Here is a 21,877-nt window from a genome sequence, read left to right as displayed (position 1 = left end):
ACGGCCGATCCGGGCGCTCCCGCAGTTTCCTGCGGACCGTGGCGCCTTTGGGAACTAATCGTTCAGGAGAAAAACAAAATGCACAGCATGATTCGCAAGGGGCTGCTTGGCACCCTCTTTGCCGGTGGGTTGATAGCCCTCGGCGCAACTGCCGCGAACGCGGCAGACACCACTACAAGTGCGCAAGGCAATGCCTCAGGCACTCAAGTCGTTGCACCGGTATCCATTCCGGTGAACCTCGGGTCGACGTCGCTCTCAATACTCGGAAATTCGGGCGCCGCGACCACCACCCCTGCACTCGCCCCGGCTCCGGCCCCGGCGACCAATTCCGGCGGAGCAGCCGTCCCGTCCGGAACCCAGGTGGTGGCTCCGATATCGGTCCCTGTTAATATCGGAGCCACCTCACTGGCAGTTCTGAGCAATTCCGGCCCTGGAACAGCCTCTGGCACCCAGGTCACAGCACCAGTCAACGGGCTCGCCACCGTCGGTGACACGTCCGTCAACGTACTCAGCACGACGCCGGCGGGCACCGCCGGAGGCACCGGCGTCACCGCACCGGTCGACACACCAGTGACCGTCGGTGACACCTCGGTCAACGTACTCAGTACGACGCCGACAGGCACCAGCGGCGTCGCTGCCCCGGTCACCGCGCCGGTCAACGGCCTGGCCACCGTCGGTGACACCACACTCAACGTACTCAGCACGCCGCCGACCGGAAGCACCGGAACCACCGGCGTCACCGCACCGGTCAACACACCAGTGACCGTCGGTGACACGTCGGTCAACCTACTCAGCCCGACGCCAACCGGAACCACGGGAGTCACCGCGCCGATGGATCTGCTCGGCACCGCCTCTGCAGTCACCGGCGGAGGGGTCGGTTCTCTCTTGGGCACGGGGCTTACCGCACCCGTGAACCTGCTCGGCACCGCATTGGCCGGCCTGGGCTTGCCTTCCGCCGTCGGGACCCCGTCAGGCGTGAACCCGCCGGTCGTCACCCCTCCCGTAGTGAATCTGCCGGTCGTGAACGTGCCGGTAGGCGCTCAAGGCTTCGCTGATCCTGCTGCCGCCGTTCCGTCAACTGGATCGGCAATGCAAGCCAGCGCCGCCTCAGCTCCTTCAGCGGTTGCTGTTGGGGCTGGAACGGCCGTTCTCGCAAGCACTGGCTTCAATGGCCTGTGGTTGCTGTTCGCGGCAGCTCTGCTGCTGCTTGGACTCATCGTGATGGTGGGCAGCCGGAAGATCCGGGCAACCTTTCCCGCATAGTCACCGGCTCGGGCTGCTCCACCGCACCGGATCGCAGCCCGTTTCCCGGCTCCTCCGCAGGGCAAACAGCCCCGCGGAGGAGCCCATGCGTGGCACCACCGATGAATTGCGACTTTATGGCGCGCTACACCGCCGGGGCATAGACGGGAGGAAACAGCTCGGAAGCTTCGCGCAGCCGGTAGTCGCGTTCGCCGTAGGCTTCCACCATCTGGCCAAAAAGCCGTTGACCCTCAGCACGCAGTTCATCCAGTTCGATACCTGGGAGCGACCCGCCAACAACCACAGGGCGGCCAGCAACGTACGTGTCGGTGACGTTGCGTGCCGAGCCGTTCAGGATTAGCGTGCGCAGCGGATCTTCCACGACCCCGTCACGGAAGTCACCCAGTGAGGCGACCATGATGTCCGCTTGCGCGCCCGGGCACAGGCGTCCCAAATCATCGCGGCCCAATGCCCTGGCACCGCCCAGGGTGGCAGCGTCGAAGAACGCCGACACCGTGCCGGCGTCCCGTCTGCCCTCTGCGATACGGGCCAGGTGCGTGCCGATGTCGATGCCCTTGATCAGGTCCGGCGGGAACGAATCCGTTCCCAGGCACATGTTGACCCCGGCGGCTGCGAAGGCGTCAAAGGACTTGAGCATGCCTGAGTAGTGGAACGACGTCAGGGGGCAGTGGATGATGCTGACGTCATGCCGGGCCAGCACATCCAACGGCCCGCCCTCTGCACTGGAGGACGGGTCGGTGCCGTCGATGACAACCCCGTGCGGGATGAGGAGCCGGGTGGCCAGCAGGCCGGAATCCGCAAGTTGCTCCAGGACGGTGCGCCCCGTGAGCTTGACGAGCAACCCGTCTTCATTCGCCCCCTGGAGGCAATGCAGGCGGACCAGTGCGTTGCGTTCGGTGGCCAGCTCGGCGGTCCGGCGCATCAGTTCGTCCGAAAGTGTCTCAATTCGGCACGGCAGCAGGACACCGCTAAGCAACGGGTGTCCGAGCTCGTCGGCGTAGTCGAGGAACCGTGCGGCGTCGGCGAACCCTGCGCGTCCTTCCTCCTCGTCGAAGAGGATCACGCGTTGGCCGTCGTTGTCGGTGACATTGATCCCCGAGCGGTACGCGGGGCCAAGGAAGCCGCGCAGGCCAAGCTCGATGCTGGACTGCGCCATTCCTTTGAGTTCTTCGAAGGTTTCAGCCCATGAGCTGTGGATCTCCGAGGCGATCGGCATGTAGGTGGTCACGCCGTGCAAGGCCAGCTGCGCCAGTGCGAACTTGCGCACGCTCTGGCGCTGCGCGGCGGTGAAGACATCGCGGCGGCGGTTGTGGAAGTAGTCTTCAGACCATTGCAAGCCCGGAGCAATCTCCTCCGTGGGCCAGGAGTCGAAGATCATGTGATCGATGTCCATCAAGGCATCGAGGTCGATGAGGCCAGGTGCGATCAGGCTCTGTCCAAAGTCCCGGCGTTCGTCCGCGGGACCCGTGTAGTCGGTACCGACGTAGATGACCTCGTCATCCCGCATCACGACGTGCCCATCCGTGTGCATCACGTGCCTGGTCCCGTCATAGCCAAGAACGTACCGGGCAGAAAGTTGAGTAATCATGAACCCTCCAAGTTTGGTATCCCAGGTCAAGTAGCCGCAGATCAAGTTCGAAGCTGACGGAGCGCCCAAGCGCCCTCGCTTTCAGGACTTTCAACAGCTTTTGTGACATGTCTTGCATTGCGATGTGATCCACCTTACCATTTTTGGTATACCAAATGGCGTGGGGTACATCCATCTTTCGCCTCTGCAGCACACGAAGGATTCACAACAATGAAGAACCAATCCACAACCACTCCGGAGGTGGATACGCCCGTAGTCAAGGTCGACGACGGCCGGACCCGCCTCTTCACGCCGACCGCGCGGCAATGGGGATCGATGATCCTGCTCTCCACGGCCGTCTGCGCCGTCGCCATCCTGGCTGGAACGCACAAGATTCCCCTGGGCAACGCCGCGATCGTGCTCATGCCGGTCTTGTGGGCCGTGCTGATTGGCGCTGTGATCGGCGTGCAGAAGGTACGCCCCATGTCCGGCCAAAGCCGTGCCGTGGCCTCCGTGCTGCTCAACGTCAGCATCGTCATGTTCCTGGGGGCCCTCGGCACCCAGGTTGGACCCTCCTTCGCCAAACTGAGCTCCCTCGGCCCGGCCATCCTGCTCCAGGAAGTAGGCCACATCTTCGGAACGGTCATCATCGCCCTGCCGGTCGGCGTCGCGCTGGGCATGGGCCGCACGGCTATCGGCGCCACCTGGGCAATCGACCGCGAGTCCTACTTGGCCTACGCACTGCAGCGGTTCGGCGTGAAGTCTCCGGTCTACCGCGGCGTGTTCTCCGTGTGGCTCCTGGGCAGCGTCTTCGGAGCAGTCTTCATCTCCCTGCTGGCCGGACTCCTCAGCGGGATGGGAATCTTCGACCCGCTTGCCCTGGCGCTGGGCCTGGGCCTCGGCTCGGGATCCATGATGCTTGGCGGCGTAGCTGCCCTGTCCATCCTCTACCCGGGGCAGGCGCCGGAAATCATGGCGCTGGCGGCCCTGTCGAACCTGGTGACGAACCTTGTCGGCTTCTACGCCGGGGCCTTCCTTTCGTTGCCGATGTCCCTGCGGCTCTACAAGTTCTGGTCGCGCATCTTCCGCCGTGACGACGACGGCAAGCGCCTTGACCGCTACGGAAACGCTGTTTCAGCAAACCAGAGCCGGCGGCAGGACCGAAGCAAAGTAGACGTTTCGGCCGTAATCCAGGACCCGGAGGTGCGTACGAGGCCTTCAACGTGGATCATCGCTTTCGTTGCAAGCATCGCCGCGGGCGTGGTCCTCAACGCCTTGGGTACCAAGTCCATCAGTGTCAACGACGTCATCGGCGTAGTGATCCTCGGCCTCCTTACCGCCCTGGCATTCGTACTCGCCAAGTACGTGCCGGCCGTGCCGTCGAGCGTATGGGTCCTTGCTCTCGCCACTTTGGCAACGGCCCCGATCCATCCTTTCAGTGGAATGATCGTCTCCTTCACCCACAACCTTGACCCGCTGTACGTAGGCCTTGGATCAATCGCCCTGCTCGGCATGAACGTGGGGCGCGACGTCAACGCGCTGAAGTCCCTGAACTGGCGCACGGTGATTGTGGCGACAATCACGTTCTCCGCGAGTTTCGTAGCAGCCGCAGCACTTGCGCAATTCGTCATCCATGTCTGAGGGCTGACGCCGAACAACTGACGCCGCACGGGCGGTGGAATGGACTCTTTCGTCTATTCCACCGCCCTCCCGTGTCTCTGCGCGCGCCCTCGGCGGCGCATACGGGGTGATATTCGACGCATCGTGGTTCCTTCATGCGCCGGGGCTGCGCGACATACCGAGTCAGATGAACGGCGGAAGGACACCAGACCAGCTGTGGCTTGCTAAGATCTAAAGGCTCAACCGGTCCCCCGGAGAGCCTCCCCATCAACTGGTCCGGAACGGACGTGCCCCCACGCGCCCGATACTGGCCTCTGCCCGACCCCAGGAGACCACTGCTCTCATGACCGTACTGGCCGAATCTGACTATTTCGAGGTCCACGACGAGGATTACCGCAGCGAACTGGACTCGCGGTACGAGGAAGGTTTCGGGCGCGGCCCCGAGCTCGACGACGACTACGGCAGCGGTTACGACGAACTCGACAAGCTCTTCGATGGTTTGTTCGACGACGACGATGACGTCGACGCCCCGGCCAAAGCCGAAAAGAAGGCTCCGGCCCGGAAAGACGCTCCGAAGGCCGCTGCCGTAAAGACAGCCGCGCCTAAGAAGGCTTCGTCAAAGTCGTTGCCCGAGGCCAGCCCGGTCATTACCCGCAGTGTGGCACCTGTGGCCGCTCCCGCGATTGAAGCCCCGCTTGCCGAGGCCGCCGAAGAGACGCCGTCTGTGACCGTCGTCGAAAGGGCCGTCGTCGAACCGGCAAGCTCCGAAGAGGCTCCGGCTACCCAAGAAGCCGAGGCTCCCGCGGTTCCGGACAGCCCCTTCTTCGCCCCGCACATCGCCCCGGTCAACGGGCATGTGGAGTTCCTCCGCAAGCTCCGCCCGGGCTTCGAGGTCCCCTACGTTGATCCGATGCACTCGGTGGAGGACTGCCGGATTGTCACGCTGTTCTCCAACACCAGCGAGGCCTCCCCGCGGGGCGTTGTCTGGGCTGGCGACGACGCCGCCGCCACCCGGCTACTGGGCCTGCAGTTCCAGCTCGGCCTGCGCCCGGAATGGATGATGCCGTGGAACACCCACCCGTGGTTCACGCCGGGCGAGGCGAACGGAAAGCTGACTCCCGAGCAGATCGCCGCCGGCCTCAAGCCGCTCCTCGCTTTCCTCAAACTCGTTCCGCGCGCCTCGGCGATCGTCGCCCATGGAACGGAAGCCAACCGCCTGGCGCAGATGCTCCTCAAGACTGACAACCAGCTGATCTGGCGCCGCGGCCTGAAGGTCTACAAGGCCCGTTCGCTGCACGGGCGCGCCTTCGCCGGTTCCAAGGAACGCCAGACCGAATGGCTGATCGAAATGGGCCGCTCCTACGCGGACGCCATGGCCCGCGCGGGTCTCCAGGCCGGACGGCGCTAGGGCGCCTAGCGCCGCGACTTCCTGGCTGGCTTCCCGGCAAACAGTTTCCGGTCCAGCGAAACCGCCCCGGAACCGATGAAGGCAAACGCCAACGCCAACGCGATATACAGAATGAGCAGCTCAGCGTTGATTCCGGGACTATCACTCAACAACGGCTTGCCTGATTCGGTGACAAACCAGATCCCCGCGTACATGAGGGCGGCCAGGAAGCCAGCCACCCTGGTCAGGGCGCCGAGTACCAAGAGTGCGCCCAGTCCGGTTTCACCCCAGATGACCAGCCAGGACATCAGCCCCGCTTTTTGAACACCCATGGCGGCGATGGTTGCCTCAAACGCCGGCTGCCCGGCCAGCAGCTTCTGGACTCCGTGCAGCAGCAAAAGGCCGCCGAACACGATCCTCAGAAACGCGATGCCACGCGAGGATGAGGTCTGCGAAGGAAGGAGGAATTTCACCCGGTCCAATCTTCCATGCCGACGGCGCAGCTCAAAACGGCCGCCTTGTGATCCGGCCGCTTGAATCAAGCCAGCAGCGCCGGAATATCCTTGACTCCCGCCAGGATGTGATCGTGCGGGTGTCCGGCGAGTTCCTCGCGTCCCAGTTTTCCTGTCAGGACACCGACAGCCGTCACTCCCGCGTTCTTGGCCGCTTTGAGGTCGTTCGTGGTGTCTCCGGCAGCCAGCACTTCGCGGACGTCCATCACTCCCGTCAGCTCCATGGCGCGGTGGATCATATGGGGCGCCGGACGTCCGGCCGCCACATCGTCAGAGCAGACGACGGCGTCAAGCAAGCCGCCGTCGTCGGGCGCTGTACCCGTGCCCGCAAGCGACCAGCCGAGCCGCGCCAGGAGCGGCTCCGCGACATCGCGCGAGAATCCCGTGGTCAGGGCGATCTTGACGCCCCGGCTGCGCAATTCGCGGAAGGCGTCCTCAACGCCGTCGAGCGCTACCGGCGGGTTCTGCTCGTAGAAGTCAGCGAGAAGCTCCTTGAAGCGGAGGAACGCCGCCTGGACAATCTCCGGTGTCGCAGTGCCACCACCCTTGGTGATCAGCGCCGCGATGGCTTCCACTTTGTCGGCTCCCATCCATTCCTGGACGGCTTCGGGAGTGGTGCTTGCCCCGGTCTCTTCCACGCAGCGAGCCAGCGCCACGTAGACGTCCCCGTGTTCGTCGATGGTGGTTCCGGCCATGTCGCAGGCAACGAGCTTGATCATGTGTTCCTCTGGTCTATTCGGCGTGGATGCGCACCAAAGCGGCGCGGCGTTCCGCGGTGTTGTCGATGGTGAAGTTGGTGAGTGCCGGCAAGTACCGGTCCTCCGAGTATTCGATGGCCTTACCGTCGGCCGAGCTGGTCACGCGGCGTTCCCGCAAAAGGGGAATCCCTTCGGCTTGTTCGAGCAGTTCCGCATCTTCCTCGCCCGCGGCCACGGCGTCGATGGTGTGGCGGGCACTGTAGAGGTCCACGCCTTGAGCCTTGAGGAAGGCGAAGATGGAGCCTGAATCGGTATCGAAATCGAAGAGCAAGCGGCCCACCTCCAGGATGAAGCTGGTGCGCTCGATCATGGCGGGCACGCCGTCCATGTAGCGGACGCGCAGCAGCTCCACCACCTTCTCCCCCGGCTCCAGCCCGAGCGCGTCGGCCGCTTCGGCGCTCGCCTCACGGTGCGCCACCTCCAACGTTCGCTGCCCGGGGGTCTTGCCAATGCCGATGGCCCATTCGGTGAAGGAATTGAACGTCGAGAACGACTGTGATGGGACGGTCGAACGCACCATCGGCGGGCGGCCGCGGCCACCCGTGACGGCGCCCTCTGCCCGCAGGAACGCGAGCGCCTGACGGATGGGCCCACGGGACGTCCCGAACTCCTTGCACAGCGCGGCCTCGCTGGGCAATTGCGAGCCCGGCGGCCAGGTGCCGTCCGTGATGCGGCGCATGAACTCCTCGCTGAGGCGGACATGCAGGGGTGCGTTCTGCTGGATACTCACCAGTTGATAATACAAGTTGGCGCGGCCCGGCGCCCCATATTTCCGGGCTTGAAGGTAAACGATGAATGAACCATCAAGGTCCAAAGTAAAGTCTCGGTAAACTTGTATATACAAGTGGAGTTCTGGCTTGATTCCGCCTTCCAAGCAGTCCAATGTCAATGGCGTGAACATCCAACCTTCCCCCTCCGGCGGTCCGCCTGCGACAGGATCATGCTCCGATGTTGTCATCGTGGGCGCCGGCATCGTCGGGCTCGCTCACGCCGCACACGCCGTCGCCAACGGCTTGAGCGTGACAATCCTCGAGCGCGACCACCACGCCGTGGGCGCCTCTGTCAGGAACTTCGGCCACTGTTGCGTGACCGCCCAATCCGGCGAGCTTTACGAATTGGCAAAGACCTCCCGTAAGTACTGGCTCAAGTTCGCTGCCCTGGCCGGTTTCTGGGCCGTCGAATCCGGTGCCGTGGTGCTCGCTCGGACGGATACCGAAATGAACGTGCTCCGGGAGCTGTCCGCGGCCCGCGAAGAGGGCCAAGTTGAGCTGCTCTCCCCCGCTGGGGTGCGGTCGCGATTGGGTTCCGGCGCGGAAGGAACCGTGCCAGACGACGGCGGAGCGGCCTCCGCTTCCTGGCCCGGATTGGTGGGCGGAGCCTTCCTCCGGGACGACGTGCGGGTGGACCCCCGGACCACGGTCGCCAAGCTCGCCGACTGGCTCGCCCGCCAACCCGGCGTCGACATCCACTGGAACACCGCCGCCCTCGGCTTCGAAGACGTTGCTGGCCACCCAACCGTCCGCACTTCCCGTGGCGACTTCCAGGGCAAACAGGTATTCGTCTGCGTCGGCCACGACGTCGACTATCTGTTTCCTTCGCTTGCCGAGGAACACCGGATCGAACGCTGCGCCCTGCAGATGTCCCGCGCCGCCCAGCCACCAGGGCTGACGATCGGCCCCGCGGTCCTCACCGCGACGTCAATGCTCCGCTACCCGGCCTTCACGGACATGCCGGCAGCGGCCGCGCTGCGGGCAGAAGTGGAACAGGACCGGCCCGAGCTACTGGACATCGGAGCGAACGTGATGTTCACGCAACGCCCCGACGGGACGGTGATCCTCGGGGACTCGCACCACTACCACCGCACGGCGGCACCGTTCATGGAGGAATCCATCACCACCATCTTGAACACGGACATCGAGCGGGCCATGGGGACACCCTTGGACGTGATCGAACGCTGGCAGGGAATCTATGCCTCCAGTTCCGTTGCCCCCATCCTGGTCCGCGAAACCCAACCCGGCGTCACGGTCGTCTCGGTGACGTCCGGCGTCGGAATGACCCTGTCCTTTGGACTCGCACACCGCAACATCTCCCGGCTTTACTGACCCGTTCTTCCTTCCCATTCGCAAAAGGACTCCCATGAAAACGAAACTCTTCACTTCCTCCGCGCTTGCCATCGCTGCGGCGCTGGCCCTCTCCGCCTGCGGAGGGGCCGCCAATTCCGCCGGAACCCCGGGTGGAACAGCAAGCGCCGGCAGCAACGCGAACTGCCCCGGCGGTGAAATCAAGTTCGGCATCGAACCCTATGAGGACCCGGCAAAGCTCACCCCCGCCTACGATGTCCTGGCCGCCGCACTCTCCAAGAAGCTCAACTGCCCCGTCAAAGTCCAGGTGGTGGAGGACTACTCCGCCGAAGTCTTGGCGATGCGCAACGGCAAGCTGGATCTGGGCGAGTTTGGCCCGCTCGGCTTTGTGTTCGCCAGCCAGAAGGCCGGCGCCGAACCACTTGTTTCCTTCGCCACCGCCGAAAAGAAGCTGAGCAGCTACTCCGCAGGAATCTGGGTGGCCAAGGACAGCCCCATCAAGAAGATCGAGGACCTCAAGGGCAAGTCCCTCGCCCTTGGCAGCGTCGGTTCCACTTCCGGAGACGTCCTCCCCCGTTTCGGACTTCGAGGTGTGGGCATTGCCGATTCCGACCTCAAGATGGACTACACAGGCGGACACCCCGAAGCCTTGCTGGCTCTGAAGAACGGCAAGGTTGACGCCGCGGAAATCAACACCCAGACCCTCGCCACCGCCACCGCCGCGGGAACTTTCAAGCAAGACGATTTCCGTCGCATCTGGGCCTCCGATCCCATCCCCAACGACCCCATCACGGTCCGCCCCGACGCCGACCCCGCCTTCAAGAAGGCCGTCAAGGACGCTTTCCTCAACTTGGACCCCGCTGACGTTGCCAAGGTTGGCGCTTTCCTCGACGTGACTCCTCCGGGGCCGATGATCGAGGTCACCAAGGACAACTACCAGCCGCTCTTCGACCTGGCCAAGATCATGAACCTGACGGAGAAGAACCTGTAATGGATTCCCCGTTGCTCTCCGTACGGGGCCTCCACAAGTCGTTCGGAAACCGCCCTGTCCTCAAAGGCGTGGACTTCGATGTCCGCGCCGGGGAACTGCTTGCCTTCCTCGGCGCCAATGGCTCCGGCAAGTCCACCACCCTGCGTTGCGTCATGGGGATCGCCCAGCCGGACGCCGGCGTCATCGCAGTAGGTGGCGACGACCTTGGAAGCTTGCCGTGGCGCCAGTTGCAGGAGGCCCGGCGACGGACGGCCATGATTTTCCAGAAGATCCACTTGGTGCCGCGCCGCACAGCCCTGGACAACGTCTGCGCCGGAGCCCTGGCCCGGATTCCCACCGGCCGCTCTCTCTCGCCGCTGTTCTTTCCCCGCTCAGTGCAGCAGGAGGCGCTCGAATGCTTGGACCGAGTGGGCTTGGCGGACCGGGCCTTCGACCGGGTCGGCCGGCTGTCCGGCGGGCAACAGCAACGGGTCGCCGTGGCCCGGGCGCTCTGCCAGCGGGCCGACATCGTCCTTGCCGACGAACCCGTCTCCGCCTTGGATCCCCATGCCGCGGAACAGGTCATGGCCCTCCTGCAGCACCTCGCGCACGTCGAAAAGCTGGCCGTCGCGGCCGTACTTCACCAGCCGGATCTCGCGCTGCGACGCGCGGACCGCTGCATCGGATTGCTCCACGGCGCCACGGCCTTCGACCTGCCCTCGTCCGAGGTCGACGCCGCCCAACTGGACGCCCTCTACGCCCCGGACCGGGTGGTGGCAACGTGAGCAATGAAAGCAGGCCGTTTCCACTACGCCCGAAGCAGCCCCTGCGATGGACCGCGACGGCGGTGGCCGTTGTCGCCGTCGTCGTCCTCCACGCGCTGGCCATCCAGGGGACGGGCTTTGAGCCCGGGCTGCTGGTGGACGGGTGGAAGGGTATGGCGGCATTCGTAGCCGACGCATTTCCACCGGACCTGAGCTGGGACAAGACCATTCGGCCAGGTCTTGAGGCCACCCTCGTGACTCTGTGGATCGGCCTTCTGGGCACCACGTTCTCGGTTCCGTTCGCCCTGCTGCTGGCCGTGCTGGCGTCAAGGAGCACGGCCCCGCACCGGCTCGTCTACCAGGGAGCACGCGCGGTTCTGTCCTTCTTCCGCGCCGTGCCGGACATTGTCTTCGCCCTGATCTTCGTCACGGCAGTCGGCCTCGGCCCATTTGCCGGCGTGCTGGCCCTGATCTGCCACAACACGGGCGTGATGGGCAAGCTGTGGGCCGAGTCCATGGAAGAGAGCGACGCCGGTCCGCAGGAGGCACTGCGCACAGCCGGCGCCAACCGGATCCAGCAGGTGGCCAATGCCACGCTGCCCATGGTGGTTCCCCAGTTCGTAGGCCTGCTGCTCTACCGCTTCGACGTGAACGTGCGTTCGTCACTCGTCTTGGGCTTGGTGGGAGCCGGCGGCATCGGGCTGCTGATCAACCAGTCCATCAAGTCGTTCCGCTTCGACTCCATGCTGACCCACATCATCATTGTGCTGGTGTTGATCATCGTGGTGGACCAGTTCTCGGCCTGGGTCCGCAGGAAGCTGGCCGCCTAAACGAAACTGGCTCGCAGTTGTTGTCGTTATGAGCTCTCAAAACGACAACAACTGCGAGCGAGTTGGGTGGGGCGGGCGCCTAGTTCAGCGTCGCGACAACCTCGTTGAGCTTTGCGGAGGGACGCATCACGGCCTCTGCCTTCGCGGCGTCGGGGCGGTAGTAGCCGCCGATGTCGGCAGGCGAACCCTGGACTCCGAGCATCTCGGCAACGATGGTTTCCTCGTTGGACGCCAGGGCCTCGGCAACGGCGGAGAACGCCGCGGCGAGCTCGGCGTCGTCGCTCTGCTGTGCCAGTTCCTGCGCCCAGTACTTGGCGAGGTAGTAGTGGCTGCCTCGGTTGTCGAGTTCGCCCACCCTGCGCTTCGGGGACTTGTTGTCCAGCAGGAACGTGCCCGTGGCGCGGTCCAGCGTGTCGGCGAGGACCTGTGCCCGAGCGTTTCCGGTGGTCGTGGCGAGGTGCTCGAAGCTAACGGCCAGGGCGAGGAATTCGCCCAAGCTGTCCCAGCGCAAGTGGTTTTCCTGCAGCAGCTGCTGGACGTGCTTCGGGGCCGATCCACCGGCACCGGTCTCAAAGAGGCCGCCACCATTGATCAGCGGGACCACGGAGAGCATCTTGGCGCTGGTACCGAGTTCGAGGATCGGGAACAGGTCGGTGAGGTAGTCACGCAACACGTTGCCGGTCACCGAGATGGTGTCTTCGCCCTTGCGGATCCGCTCCAGCGTGAACGCCGTGGCTTTCTCCGGGGACATGATTTCGATCTGCAGGCCCTCGGTGTCGTAATCCTTGAGGTATTCCTTGACCTTGACGATCAGCTGGGCGTCGTGGGCGCGGGTTTCGTCGAGCCAGAAGACAGCCGGCATCTTGGAGGCACGGGCACGGGTGACAGCCAGCTTGACCCAGTCGCGGATCGGCACGTCCTTGGTCTGGCAGGCGCGCCAGATGTCGCCCGGGGAGACCTGGTGTTCGATCAGCACGGTTCCTGCGGAATCCACAACCTGCACGGTCCCGGCGTACTCAACCTCGAAGGTCTTGTTGTGGCTGCCATATTCTTCAGCCGCTTGTGCCATCAGGCCGACGTTCGGAACCGTACCCATGGTGGTGGGATCGAAGGCGCCGTGGGCACGGCAGTCATCGATGACCACTTGGTAGACATCTGCGTAGCAGCTGTCCGGGATGACGGCGAGGGTATCGGCTTCCTTGCCGTCCGGTCCCCACATGTGGCCGGAGCTGCGGATCATTGCCGGCATCGAAGCGTCAACAATGATGTCGCTGGGAACGTGGAGGTTGGTGATGCCCTTGTCGGAATCGACCATGGCCACTGCCGGGCCGTCTTCCAGGCCCTTCTTGATTGCCGCCTTGATGCCTTCGCGGACGTCTTCCGGGAGTTCATCGAGGCCGTTGAGGATGGACGCGAGGCCGTTGTTGGCGCTCAGGCCGGCAGCAGCGATTTGCTTGCCGTAGGTGTCGAAAAGCTCTGAGAAGTACGCCTTGACGACGTGGCCGAAGATGATCGGGTCGGAGACCTTCATCATGGTGGCCTTCAGGTGTGCCGAGAACAGCACGCCTTCTTCCTTGGCGCGGACCACCTGGGCAGCCAGGAACTCGTCCAAGGCCGCGACGCGCAGCACGGTGCCGTCCACTACTTCACCGGCGAGGACGGGGAAGGCCGGCTTGAGGACCTTGACGGTGCCGTCTTCGCGGACAATCTGGATCTTGACGGTGTCATCGGCGGGGATGACCACGGACTTCTCGTTGGAGCGGAAGTCGTTCGCCGTCATGTGCGCAACGTTGGTCTTGGAGTCGGCGCTCCAGGCACCCATGGAGTGCGGGTTCTGGCGGGCGTAGTTCTTCACCGACAGGGGCGCGCGGCGGTCCGAGTTGCCTTCACGCAGGACCGGGTTGACGGCGGAGCCCTTGATCTTGTCGTAACGCGAGCGGACGTCCGTCTCGTCGTCAGAGGAAGGGTTGTCCGGGTAGTCCGGAAGCGCGTAGCCCTGACCCTGGAGCTCGGCAATGGCAGCCTTCAGCTGAGGGACGGATGCGCTGATGTTGGGGAGCTTGATGATGTTTGCTTCGGGCTTCTTTGCCAGTTCACCCAGTTCGGCCAGTGCGTCACTGATCCGCTGCTCCTCAGTCAGGTAGTCACCGAAGACGGCGATGATTCGGCCAGCCAGCGAAATGTCGCGGGTCTCGACCTCCACGCCGGCCGTCGAGGCGAAAGCTTCCACAATCGGCAGGAACGAGTACGTCGCCAGCATCGGCGCTTCGTCAGTGTGGGTATAGATAATCTTTGCCATTGGCGGGGCATCTCCCTGAAAGTCTGCAGATTTCAACATCTCTAACTTACCTGAGGGGGCCCGATTGGCGCCTACTGGGACGGGTCCGGGCTACCTGTGCAACGTCATACCCCGCCGAACGTTATGTACCTCCGCGCCAAATCGGAGTAGGTTCATTGGGTCAAACTGTGGCCGACGACACGTGGCCGCCAAACGATTGGCAGGACAATCATGACAAAGAAATCACTCCCCATCACTGGTCTCCTGAGCCTCCTTACCACCGCCGTTTTGACCCTCTGTGCCGCTGGAGGGGCGGCAGCCGCAACGCCTTTCAGTGCGGTTTCGAGTTTCGCAGCGCCTGGGACGCCGCAGCTCGTCAGCATGGCAACAGCAAACACCGACCCCACGGGGTACTGGACTGCCGAACGGATGCAAGCAGCAATCCCCGGCGATGTCCTCGCAGCTAAAGCCCTCGCACGAGGCGGCGCCTCCAGCACCGCCAGTGGCGCGATCGAAACCGGCCCGCCCGTGAAAATCGCCAGCACCAAGGGCGGCAGCCCGAGTCTGCATCAAGACGAAGACCCCATTGACCACGTCGGCAAGGTCTTCTTCACCATGGGAGCCTTCGCCTACGTCTGCTCCGGCAACGTCGTCGTGTCGGACAACGACAGCACAGTGGCGACCGCGGGCCACTGTGTCAACGAAGGTCCTGGAGCGTTCGTCAAGAACTTCGTTTTCGTTCCGGCCTATCTCAACGGAAAGGCTCCTTTCGGCATCTGGCCGGCCAAAGCCCTTTACACCACACCCCAGTGGCGCACCACGGGCGATATCCGCTATGACACCGGCTTCGCGGTGACTGTCAAGGTAGACGGCAAGCACCTCGCCGACGTCGTTGGCGCCTCCGGGGTAGAGTTCAACATTGACCGGGGTTTGAGCTATCAGGCTTTTGGCTACCCTGCCGCCCCTCCGTTTGACGGCCAGTCGCTGAAGAGCTGTTCGGGCGACGCCACCAAGGATCCCATCAATCCACAGTTCAAGGCGCAGGGCATTCCCTGCGATATGACCGGTGGATCATCGGGCGGACCTTGGATGGTCGACTCCGAGCGGGATTCCTTCCAAAACTCCATTACGAGCTATGGCTACCCTGGCGGCCCGGCCTTGATTTACGGGCCTTACTGGGGCTCCGTCATCCGGGATGCCTACGAGTCGGCGTCCACGTCCTAGGCCCTCCGGCCGCTCCGAAATTGGGCAGAATTCGCATCTTGTCAAAAACGAAAGTCAAATCTCACAAAATTTGAACAATCTATTTACAAACTTGTCACGGCTTGGGTAGTTTCGGTTCCGTCAGTCGGCGGCCACCACAAACCGGCCGCCTTCCCCCTCGATATCTAGGACGACTGTGACGAGAACCAAAACCCTGGCCACAAGCCTGTTCAGCCTGACTGCCACCGCCTTATTCGCACTGGGCGCCGGCAGCGGGGCGATCGCGGCTCCGTCCATAAGCCACGGCACCGACGCGTCGACCGTCAGCAGCAATTCGGCGTCGGACGCCAACACCGCTGACTATTGGACTCCTGAACGGATGAAGAACGCCGTCTCCGGCGACGTTCTGGCCACCAAGGCGCTCGCCCGAGCACAGACCACAGTTGACCCTGCCGACTTCCCGGTTTCGCCCGAACAGGTTTTTCCCGAACTTGTTTCTCCCGAGCTTGGGCGCGCGATGACCATCGAAGGCCAGAAAGCCACCAGCACCGCAGCGCAGTCCCCCGCCGTAGACCGTAAAGCCAACGCCAGTGAGTCTTCCGTTTCGCACATCGGAAAGGTGTTCTTCACCCTCGGCGGGGTGAACTATGTCTGCTCCGGCAACTCCGTGACCTCCGCCAACCAGAGCACGGTGTCCACCGCCGGCCACTGCCTGAACGAAGGCCCCGGGGTGTTTGCGAGCAACTTCACATTCGTTCCTGCCTACCTGAACGGCGCCGCGCCCTACGGCAAGTGGACCGCCAAGGCGCTGTACACCACCAGCCAGTGGTCCTCGAGCGGAGACATGCAGTACGACACCGGTTTCGCCGTCATGAACACCCTCAATGGTCAAAAGCTCTCAGCCGTGGTGGGTGCCTCGGGAGTCCAGTTCAACGCCACACGCGGACTGGCATACAAGTCGTTCGGCTACCCTGCAGCATCTCCCTTCACCGGAGAGTCACTCAAGAGCTGCTCGGGCACGGGCGCCAACGATCCCTACAACCCGCAGTACAACACCCAGGGGATCCCCTGCAACATGACGGGTGGGTCCTCCGGTGGTCCATGGTTCATTGGAACCAACTCCGGCGGGTACCAGAACTCGGTGAACAGCTACGGCTACGGCAGCAACTCCACCAAGATGTACGGCCCGTACTGGGGCACGGTCATCCAAGGCACGTACCAGACCGCGTCCTCAGCCCCGTAACCTCCCCCGGGACATGCCCCCTGTTTGCTCCCAGGACTGGACATATTGCGAATATGCCCAGTCCTGACCACAAAAAATGGACATGTCCTCCCGGGAAGGGAGGGCATGTCCATTTTTTGGTGGAGCGAGAGGACTTAGTGGAAGAAGTGGCGTGCTCCCGTGAAGTACATCGTGATGCCGGCGGCGTTGGCTGCGGCGATGACTTCCTCATCGCGCACTGAACCGCCCGGCTGGACGACAGCACGGACACCGGCGTCGATCAGGATCTGCAGGCCATCAGCGAACGGGAAGAACGCGTCGGAAGCAGCCACGGCACCGCGGGCGCGCTCAGGTGCGCCGACAGCGCCGGCGTTGGAAGCACCGCCAGCACCCTCGACGTCGGACTCCACCTGGACGCCCAAGGTGTTGGCGCGCTCAACGGCCAGTTTGCACGAGTCCAGGCGGTTGACCTGGCCCATGCCGATGCCGACTGCCGCTCCGTTGTTGGCGAGGAGGATCGCGTTGGACTTGGCGGCGCGGCAAGCGGTCCAAGCGAACGCGAGGTCCGCCAGCGTGGCGTCGTCGGCGGCCTCGCCGGCTGCGAGGGTCCAGTTGGCGGGGTTGTCGCCGTCGGCGTCCACCTTGTCGGCTTGCTGGACGAGGACGCCGCCCGAGACCTGGCGGATCTCCGTCGGGTAGCGGCCGTAACCGTCCGGCAGCGCCAGCAGGCGGATGTTCTTCTTCTTGGACAGGATTTCAACGGCTTCCGGCTCGAAGCCCGGCGCGATGACAACCTCAGTGAAGATCCCGGCCACGGTCCAGGCCATACCCGCCGTGACAATGCTGTTGGCCGCGATGACGCCGCCGAAAGCGGAAACCGGATCGCAAGCGTGGGCCTTGGCGTGGGCGTCGGCGATGGGGTCGGACGCATCCGGGGAGCCAACGGCCACACCGCACGGGTTGGCGTGCTTGATGATGGCGACCGCGGGCTCGGAGAAGTCGAACGCGGCACGGAGGGCGGCGTCGGCGTCGACGAAGTTGTTGTAGCTCATGGCCTTGCCGTGCAGCTGGTCTGCCTGGGCGATGCCGGCGGGCGCGGCCTGGTCCACGTAGAGGGCAGCCTGCTGGTGCGGGTTTTCGCCGTAGCGCAGCACCTCGGAGCGCTCCAAGGCGAGGCCGGCGTAAGCGGGCCAGTCGATGATGCCGTCGCCGTCTTCGTCAAGGAACTGGCTGGCGGTCCAAGTGGCAACGGCGGTGTCGTACGTTGCGGTGTGCGCGAAGGCCTTGGCCGCCAGGCGGCGGCGGGTCTTCAGGTCGAAGCCACCCGCAGCGGCGGCTTCCACCACGGCGCCATAAAAGGACGGGTCAACAACGATTGCGACGGCGGCGTGGTTCTTGGCGGCCGAACGCACCATGGCGGGGCCTCCGATGTCGATCTGCTCGACGACGTCGTCCTGGGCAGCGCCGGAGCGGACGGTCTCCACGAACGGGTAGAGGTTGACCACCACGAGGTCGAAGGGCTCGATCTCCATCTTGGCCAGCGTTTCCATGTGGGCGGGAACGCGGCGGTCGGCCAGGATGCCGCCGTGCACGCGCGGGTGCAGGGTTTTCACCCGGCCGTCGAGCATCTCCGGGGAACCGGTGACTTCTTCGACTTCCTTGACCGGAATACCGGCTGCGGCGATCTTCTTCGCGGTGGAACCGGTGGAGACGATGGCGACTCCTGCTGCATGCAGGCCCTTCGCGAGCTCCTCCAGCCCCGTCTTGTCGTAAACCGAGATCAGTGCACGGCGGATGGGAACACGGTCAAGCTGCGTCAAGCTCACAAAAGTCTCCGTCTTATATCGCGGGATTCCGCGGTTGCTGGGGATACGGGCAAGTTTATCGTGTTGTCGGTCCTCTTCGTTTTTCGAGACGTAGCGGCGCCCGCAACATATGGTTGGGCCATGGATTCCGCAGATGTGATTTTGGTGGCCGACGTCGGCAAGAGCCGATGCAGGGTTGAACTCAGGCAGGGCGATGAGGTGTTGGGCTCGGCGGACCAGCAGGGCTTCCCCGGGTTGGGCATGGACAACGGCGCCCGGCTCGCCTTCGATCTGCTCGCAGACACCGCAGCCATGCTGCCGCGGGGACTCCCTGAAGCATTCCCGGCCGGTTCCTTGCGGGGAATCGGCGCCGCGGTAGCCGGGGTTGAGGCCTCCGAGGCCAACTCCCACGGGCTCGCCGTCCTGCTTTCCGAACGCTTCAAGGTCCCGGCCGCGGTTCTCTCGGATGCCACCGCGGCCCAGCTCGGCGCCCTGGACGGCGCACCCGGAACAGTGCTGATTGTGGGCACGGGGGCTGTTGCCTTCCGCTTCGACGACGCCGGGACCCTCCACCGTGCCGACGGTTGGGGCCCGCTGTTGGGCGATCGCGGAAGCGGCCGGTGGATCGGCCAGCAGGGTCTTCAGGCCGCACTTCAAGCGCACGACGGCGGACCGGGCACTTCGTTGCTCGCCGCGGCCGCCGCACTGCTCGGCTCGCCCGCGCAGCTTCCGGCGTGGCTCGCCGAATCCGATAACCCGGCCCGGACGATGGCGCGTTTCACCCCCGTGGTGCTGAAAGAAGCGCAGGCGGGGGACGCCGTCGCACGCGGCATTGCGGTTGAAGCTTGCGGGCTTCTCGTGGACACCGTGACCCTTGCTTCCGGCGACACGAAGCAAGTGGCACTTCTTGGCGGCGTGGTGAAATCGGAGTTCTTCGGAGGGCTCTTGCACAACGCCCTCGCTTCGGCTGGGATTGAGGTGGTTGCGGCACTCGGCGATGGCATGGACGGGGCCGCCCTCGCAGCGAACCGCCGCGGGCTCCTCCAGGAAAGGTACATTCACCGTGACGGAACAGCCTGACGCATCAGCTTCCCCGGGTCCGCTCAGTGGGGATGGGCTCGAGGAACTCCGCTCCGAGCTCGCGGGCCTGCAAACAGAAGCGGCATCGCCCGCGCTCAGTGACTTGGACTCCATGGGCACAGCCGAACTCGTCGCCGCCATGAACGAGCAGAACCGCGGCGTCCCGGCCGCCGTCGAACAAGCCAGCGGGCAGATCGCCGCAGTGGTCGACGCCGTTGCGGAACGCCTCGCACGTGGCGGCCGGCTGCTTTACGTCGGCGCCGGAACTGCCGGGCGGCTCGGGGTCTTGGACGCGAGCGAATGCCCGCCCACCTTCGGCACTCCCCCGGGCCTCGTCGTCGGGATCATCGCGGGCGGCAACCAGGCCATCCAGAAACCGGTGGAATATGCCGAGGACAACGCCACGGCTGGAGCCCGGGACCTGCACGACATCAGCGTGACCGAGGCGGACGCCGTCGTCGGAATCTCGGCTTCAGGACGGACGCCATACGTGATCGGCGCCCTTGAGGAGGCCCGCAGCCGAGGCGCATTCACTGCCTCGATCGCCTGCAACCACGATTCACCCATCAGCAAACTGGCGGACGTGGCGATCGACGTCGTGGTCGGTCCGGAGTTCGTTGCCGGTTCCACTCGGTTGAAGGCGGGCACGGCGCAGAAACTCGTCCTCAACATGATCAGCACGCTCGCCATGGTCAAGCTCGGGAAGACCTACGGAAACCTGATGGTGGATCTGCGCGCCACCAACAACAAACTCCTTGCACGGTCCCAACGGACTATCCAACACGCCACCGGCGTGGACGCGGAGACGGCGATTCGCGCGCTGGATTCCGTGGGTGGATCAGTCAAGGCGGCCATCCTGGTGGTGCTGACGGGCATCGATCCGGCGCAGGCGAAGGGTGCTTTGGCTGAGGCCGGCGGCTTCCTGCGAAAGGCGATCCAGAAGCACGGATAGAGTTTCCCCAGGAGGGGAAATGAATACTTACACGACAGTCCCGAGTGGCGAGCAGGTGGTCCAGGAGCTGCCGTGGCGGTGGAAGGTCCAGGGCAGGATCTTCCTGATCGGCGGCCTCGGCTTCATGTTCGATGCTTGGGACGTCACCCTCAACGGCATCCTCATTCCGCTGCTTTCCAAGCATTGGTCCCTCCAGCCCGCCGACGCCGGATGGATCGGCACTGCCAACCTGATCGGCATGGCCTTGGGCGCCTTCGCTTGGGGCACTATCGCGGACACGATCGGCCGGAAGCGGGCATTCACCGCTACCCTGCTGATCTTCTCCATCTTCACGGTGCTGGGAGCTCTCGCCCCGGACTTCGTCTGGTTCTGCGTCTTCCGCTTCATTGCCGGCTTCGGGCTGGGCGGCTGCATTCCAGTGGACTACGCGCTGGTAGGTGAATTCACACCACGGAAGCAGCGCGGCAGGGTACTTACCGCCATGGATGGTTGGTGGCCAGTCGGCGCTGCCCTGTGCGGTTTCATTTCGGCCGGACTCGTCGCTGCCTTCGCGGACTGGCGCCTGACGATGCTCGTCATGGTGTTGCCTGCCCTGCTGGTGTTCTGGGTCAGGCGGAGCGTGCCCGAATCCCCGCTCTTCCTCATCCGCAGGGGCAGACGCCAAGAGGCCGCCGACGTCATTGACAGTCTCGTCCTGGCCACAGGAGCCGAGCCCCGCGCCTACAGCCTGCCCGCACCGCAAGACGCGCCGTGTCTCTCCGCTGGCAGCGCATGGCAGCAGCTGCGACGCGTCTGGCAGTTCAATTGGAAGATCACGACGGCGGCCTGGGCCCTGTTTTTCAGCATCCTTCTGGTCTACTACTTGAGCTTGACGTGGATGCCGCGGATTCTGATCGGCGCCGGATTCGAGGAGTACAAGGCCTTCGTGACGACGGCCGGGATGGCCGGCGTCGGGCTCCTGGGCGTGGCGGTCGCGGCAGTGTTGGTGGAGTGGGTGGGCCGCAAATGGATCCTGGCCATCACCGGGCCGATGTCCGCATTGACCCTGGTGATCGTTTCATTGGTAGTGGATATTCCTGACGCGGCGGTGTTCTGGCTTCTGGCGTTCGGCTTCGTTATCCAGGTGGCCATCCCGGTGCTCTATACCTACGTATCGGAGCTCTACCCCACCGAGCTTCGGGGTTCCGGCTTCGGCTGGGCGTCCACGTTCTCACGGGTTGGTGCCGGGATCGGGCCGCTCGTTTTCGCCTCGTATTTCTGGCCCCAGTTCGGCCTGGCAACGTCCTTCGCCTTGGCTGGCGCGCTGATCGTGGTGGCGGTGCTGTGGATGGCGTTGTTCGCGCCGGAGACCAAGCAGCTCGACCTCCACTGAGCATGCCCCCTGTCCGCGGCTACGAGTGGACATAACAGCAATATGTCCATCCTTGGCGGCCGCCAGTGGGCATGTTCCGTGGGGGTGCCCAACTAGCTCGCATTAGATGTCGTTTTCAGGCCTCAATACGACATCTAATGCGAGTCAGCGGATGAGCGCCGCTGGTGCGCCGTGGTTTGGGAAAGTATGCGCGTTACTCGCCGGGGCTCTGGT

The 21,877-nt window shown here is 64.2% G+C and carries 18 protein-coding genes; 12 read left to right on the top strand and 6 right to left on the bottom strand.

Annotation, left to right across the window (positions count from 1 at the left end):
- Window positions 1-78 precede the first annotated feature (78 nt).
- On the top strand, window positions 79-1,263 hold the full coding sequence (locus NFJ07_RS05730; protein ID WP_269993125.1) for a hypothetical protein: 1,185 nt from the start codon (window positions 79-81) through the stop codon (window positions 1,261-1,263).
- 124 nt (window positions 1,264-1,387) lie between these two features.
- On the opposite strand, the gene NFJ07_RS05725 is transcribed toward NFJ07_RS05730, so the two are convergent.
- On the bottom strand, window positions 1,388-2,851 hold the full coding sequence (locus NFJ07_RS05725; protein ID WP_269993124.1) for a chlorohydrolase family protein: 1,464 nt from the start codon (window positions 2,849-2,851) through the stop codon (window positions 1,388-1,390).
- A 210-nt stretch (window positions 2,852-3,061) separates the two neighbouring features.
- On the opposite strand from NFJ07_RS05725, the gene NFJ07_RS05720 reads away from it, so the two are divergent.
- Window positions 3,062-4,471 (top strand): DUF3100 domain-containing protein, encoded by a 1,410-nt coding sequence (locus NFJ07_RS05720; protein ID WP_269993122.1) that lies wholly within the window; start codon window positions 3,062-3,064, stop codon window positions 4,469-4,471.
- Between the two features lie 889 nt (window positions 4,472-5,360).
- The gene (locus NFJ07_RS05715) at window positions 5,361-5,858 is read left to right on the top strand and encodes a uracil-DNA glycosylase (RefSeq protein ID WP_269993389.1); all 498 of its coding nucleotides are present in this window, start codon (window positions 5,361-5,363) and stop codon (window positions 5,856-5,858) included.
- A gap of 5 nt (window positions 5,859-5,863) precedes the next feature.
- Here NFJ07_RS05715 and NFJ07_RS05710 read toward each other — a convergent pair whose 3' ends face one another.
- The 3 genes from NFJ07_RS05710 to NFJ07_RS05700 form a co-directional block, all read right to left on the bottom strand.
- Window positions 5,864-6,310: a DoxX family protein gene (locus tag NFJ07_RS05710; RefSeq protein WP_269993121.1), complete on the bottom strand. Its 447-nt coding sequence runs from the start codon at window positions 6,308-6,310 to the stop codon at window positions 5,864-5,866.
- A gap of 65 nt (window positions 6,311-6,375) precedes the next feature.
- Window positions 6,376-7,068 (bottom strand): phosphonatase-like hydrolase, encoded by a 693-nt coding sequence (locus NFJ07_RS05705; RefSeq protein ID WP_269993120.1) that lies wholly within the window; start codon window positions 7,066-7,068, stop codon window positions 6,376-6,378.
- Window positions 7,069-7,081: 13 nt separating this feature from the next.
- A complete protein-coding gene (locus NFJ07_RS05700; RefSeq protein WP_269993119.1) occupies window positions 7,082-7,837 on the bottom strand; it encodes a GntR family transcriptional regulator in 756 nt (251 codons plus the stop codon).
- A 163-nt stretch (window positions 7,838-8,000) separates the two neighbouring features.
- Between NFJ07_RS05700 and NFJ07_RS05695 the strand changes: the two genes are divergently transcribed.
- Genes NFJ07_RS05695 through phnE form a run of 4 tightly spaced genes read left to right on the top strand, consistent with a single transcriptional unit; the run spans window position 8,001 to window position 11,752 of the window.
- Entirely contained in the window at window positions 8,001-9,209 is a 1,209-nt protein-coding gene (locus tag NFJ07_RS05695; protein WP_269993118.1) for a TIGR03364 family FAD-dependent oxidoreductase, read from the top strand.
- A gap of 34 nt (window positions 9,210-9,243) precedes the next feature.
- The gene (locus NFJ07_RS05690; protein ID WP_269993116.1) at window positions 9,244-10,179 is read left to right on the top strand and encodes a phosphate/phosphite/phosphonate ABC transporter substrate-binding protein; all 936 of its coding nucleotides are present in this window, start codon (window positions 9,244-9,246) and stop codon (window positions 10,177-10,179) included.
- The gene (locus NFJ07_RS05685; protein WP_269993115.1) at window positions 10,179-10,943 is read left to right on the top strand and encodes a phosphonate ABC transporter ATP-binding protein; all 765 of its coding nucleotides are present in this window, start codon (window positions 10,179-10,181) and stop codon (window positions 10,941-10,943) included. The genes NFJ07_RS05690 and NFJ07_RS05685 overlap by 1 nt, the downstream gene beginning before the upstream one ends.
- The gene (gene phnE / locus NFJ07_RS05680; protein ID WP_269993114.1) at window positions 10,940-11,752 is read left to right on the top strand and encodes a phosphonate ABC transporter, permease protein PhnE; all 813 of its coding nucleotides are present in this window, start codon (window positions 10,940-10,942) and stop codon (window positions 11,750-11,752) included. Before NFJ07_RS05685 ends, phnE begins: the two co-directional genes overlap by 4 nt.
- Before the next feature lie 79 nt (window positions 11,753-11,831).
- On the opposite strand, the gene NFJ07_RS05675 is transcribed toward phnE, so the two are convergent.
- A complete protein-coding gene (locus tag NFJ07_RS05675; protein ID WP_269993113.1) occupies window positions 11,832-14,051 on the bottom strand; it encodes an NADP-dependent isocitrate dehydrogenase in 2,220 nt (739 codons plus the stop codon).
- A gap of 210 nt (window positions 14,052-14,261) precedes the next feature.
- Between NFJ07_RS05675 and NFJ07_RS05670 the strand changes: the two genes are divergently transcribed.
- Window positions 14,262-15,254, top strand: a complete 993-nt coding sequence (locus NFJ07_RS05670) for a trypsin-like serine peptidase (RefSeq protein ID WP_269993112.1) — start codon at window positions 14,262-14,264, stop codon at window positions 15,252-15,254.
- Window positions 15,255-15,429: 175 nt separating this feature from the next.
- Window positions 15,430-16,476 (top strand): trypsin-like serine peptidase, encoded by a 1,047-nt coding sequence (locus NFJ07_RS05665; protein WP_269993111.1) that lies wholly within the window; start codon window positions 15,430-15,432, stop codon window positions 16,474-16,476.
- Between the two features lie 134 nt (window positions 16,477-16,610).
- Here NFJ07_RS05665 and purH read toward each other — a convergent pair whose 3' ends face one another.
- Entirely contained in the window at window positions 16,611-18,281 is a 1,671-nt protein-coding gene (gene purH, locus NFJ07_RS05660; RefSeq protein ID WP_269993110.1) for a bifunctional phosphoribosylaminoimidazolecarboxamide formyltransferase/IMP cyclohydrolase, read from the bottom strand.
- Between the two features lie 120 nt (window positions 18,282-18,401).
- Between purH and NFJ07_RS05655 the strand changes: the two genes are divergently transcribed.
- From NFJ07_RS05655 to NFJ07_RS05645, 3 genes are read left to right on the top strand one after another with little or no spacing between them, the layout of a single operon-like run.
- Window positions 18,402-19,340 (top strand): N-acetylglucosamine kinase, encoded by a 939-nt coding sequence (locus NFJ07_RS05655; protein WP_269993108.1) that lies wholly within the window; start codon window positions 18,402-18,404, stop codon window positions 19,338-19,340.
- A complete protein-coding gene (murQ, locus tag NFJ07_RS05650) occupies window positions 19,324-20,292 on the top strand; it encodes an N-acetylmuramic acid 6-phosphate etherase (protein ID WP_269993106.1) in 969 nt (322 codons plus the stop codon). Before NFJ07_RS05655 ends, murQ begins: the two co-directional genes overlap by 17 nt.
- Before the next feature lie 19 nt (window positions 20,293-20,311).
- Window positions 20,312-21,664, top strand: a complete 1,353-nt coding sequence (locus NFJ07_RS05645) for an MFS transporter (protein ID WP_269993105.1) — start codon at window positions 20,312-20,314, stop codon at window positions 21,662-21,664.
- Window positions 21,665-21,877 lie beyond the last annotated feature (213 nt).

Source organism: Arthrobacter sp. B2a2-09, assembly GCF_027587375.1.
GTDB lineage: Bacteria > Actinomycetota > Actinomycetes > Actinomycetales > Micrococcaceae > Arthrobacter.
This window is presented reverse-complemented; position numbering and strand designations above follow the sequence as displayed.

Coding starts and splice junctions, on each gene's coding strand:
- NFJ07_RS05715 (WP_269993389.1), top strand. CDS start 5,361: ATGCACTCGGTGGAGGACTGCCGGATTGTCACGCTGTTCTCCAACACC.
- NFJ07_RS05690 (WP_269993116.1), top strand. CDS start 9,244: ATGAAAACGAAACTCTTCACTTCCTCCGCGCTTGCCATCGCTGCGGCG.
- NFJ07_RS05720 (WP_269993122.1), top strand. CDS start 3,062: ATGAAGAACCAATCCACAACCACTCCGGAGGTGGATACGCCCGTAGTC.
- NFJ07_RS05705 (WP_269993120.1), bottom strand. CDS start 7,068: ATGATCAAGCTCGTTGCCTGCGACATGGCCGGAACCACCATCGACGAA.
- NFJ07_RS05725 (WP_269993124.1), bottom strand. CDS start 2,851: ATGATTACTCAACTTTCTGCCCGGTACGTTCTTGGCTATGACGGGACC.
- NFJ07_RS05675 (WP_269993113.1), bottom strand. CDS start 14,051: ATGGCAAAGATTATCTATACCCACACTGACGAAGCGCCGATGCTGGCG.
- NFJ07_RS05685 (WP_269993115.1), top strand. CDS start 10,179: ATGGATTCCCCGTTGCTCTCCGTACGGGGCCTCCACAAGTCGTTCGGA.
- NFJ07_RS05655 (WP_269993108.1), top strand. CDS start 18,402: ATGGATTCCGCAGATGTGATTTTGGTGGCCGACGTCGGCAAGAGCCGA.
- NFJ07_RS05645 (WP_269993105.1), top strand. CDS start 20,312: ATGAATACTTACACGACAGTCCCGAGTGGCGAGCAGGTGGTCCAGGAG.
- NFJ07_RS05730 (WP_269993125.1), top strand. CDS start 79: ATGCACAGCATGATTCGCAAGGGGCTGCTTGGCACCCTCTTTGCCGGT.
- NFJ07_RS05670 (WP_269993112.1), top strand. CDS start 14,262: ATGACAAAGAAATCACTCCCCATCACTGGTCTCCTGAGCCTCCTTACC.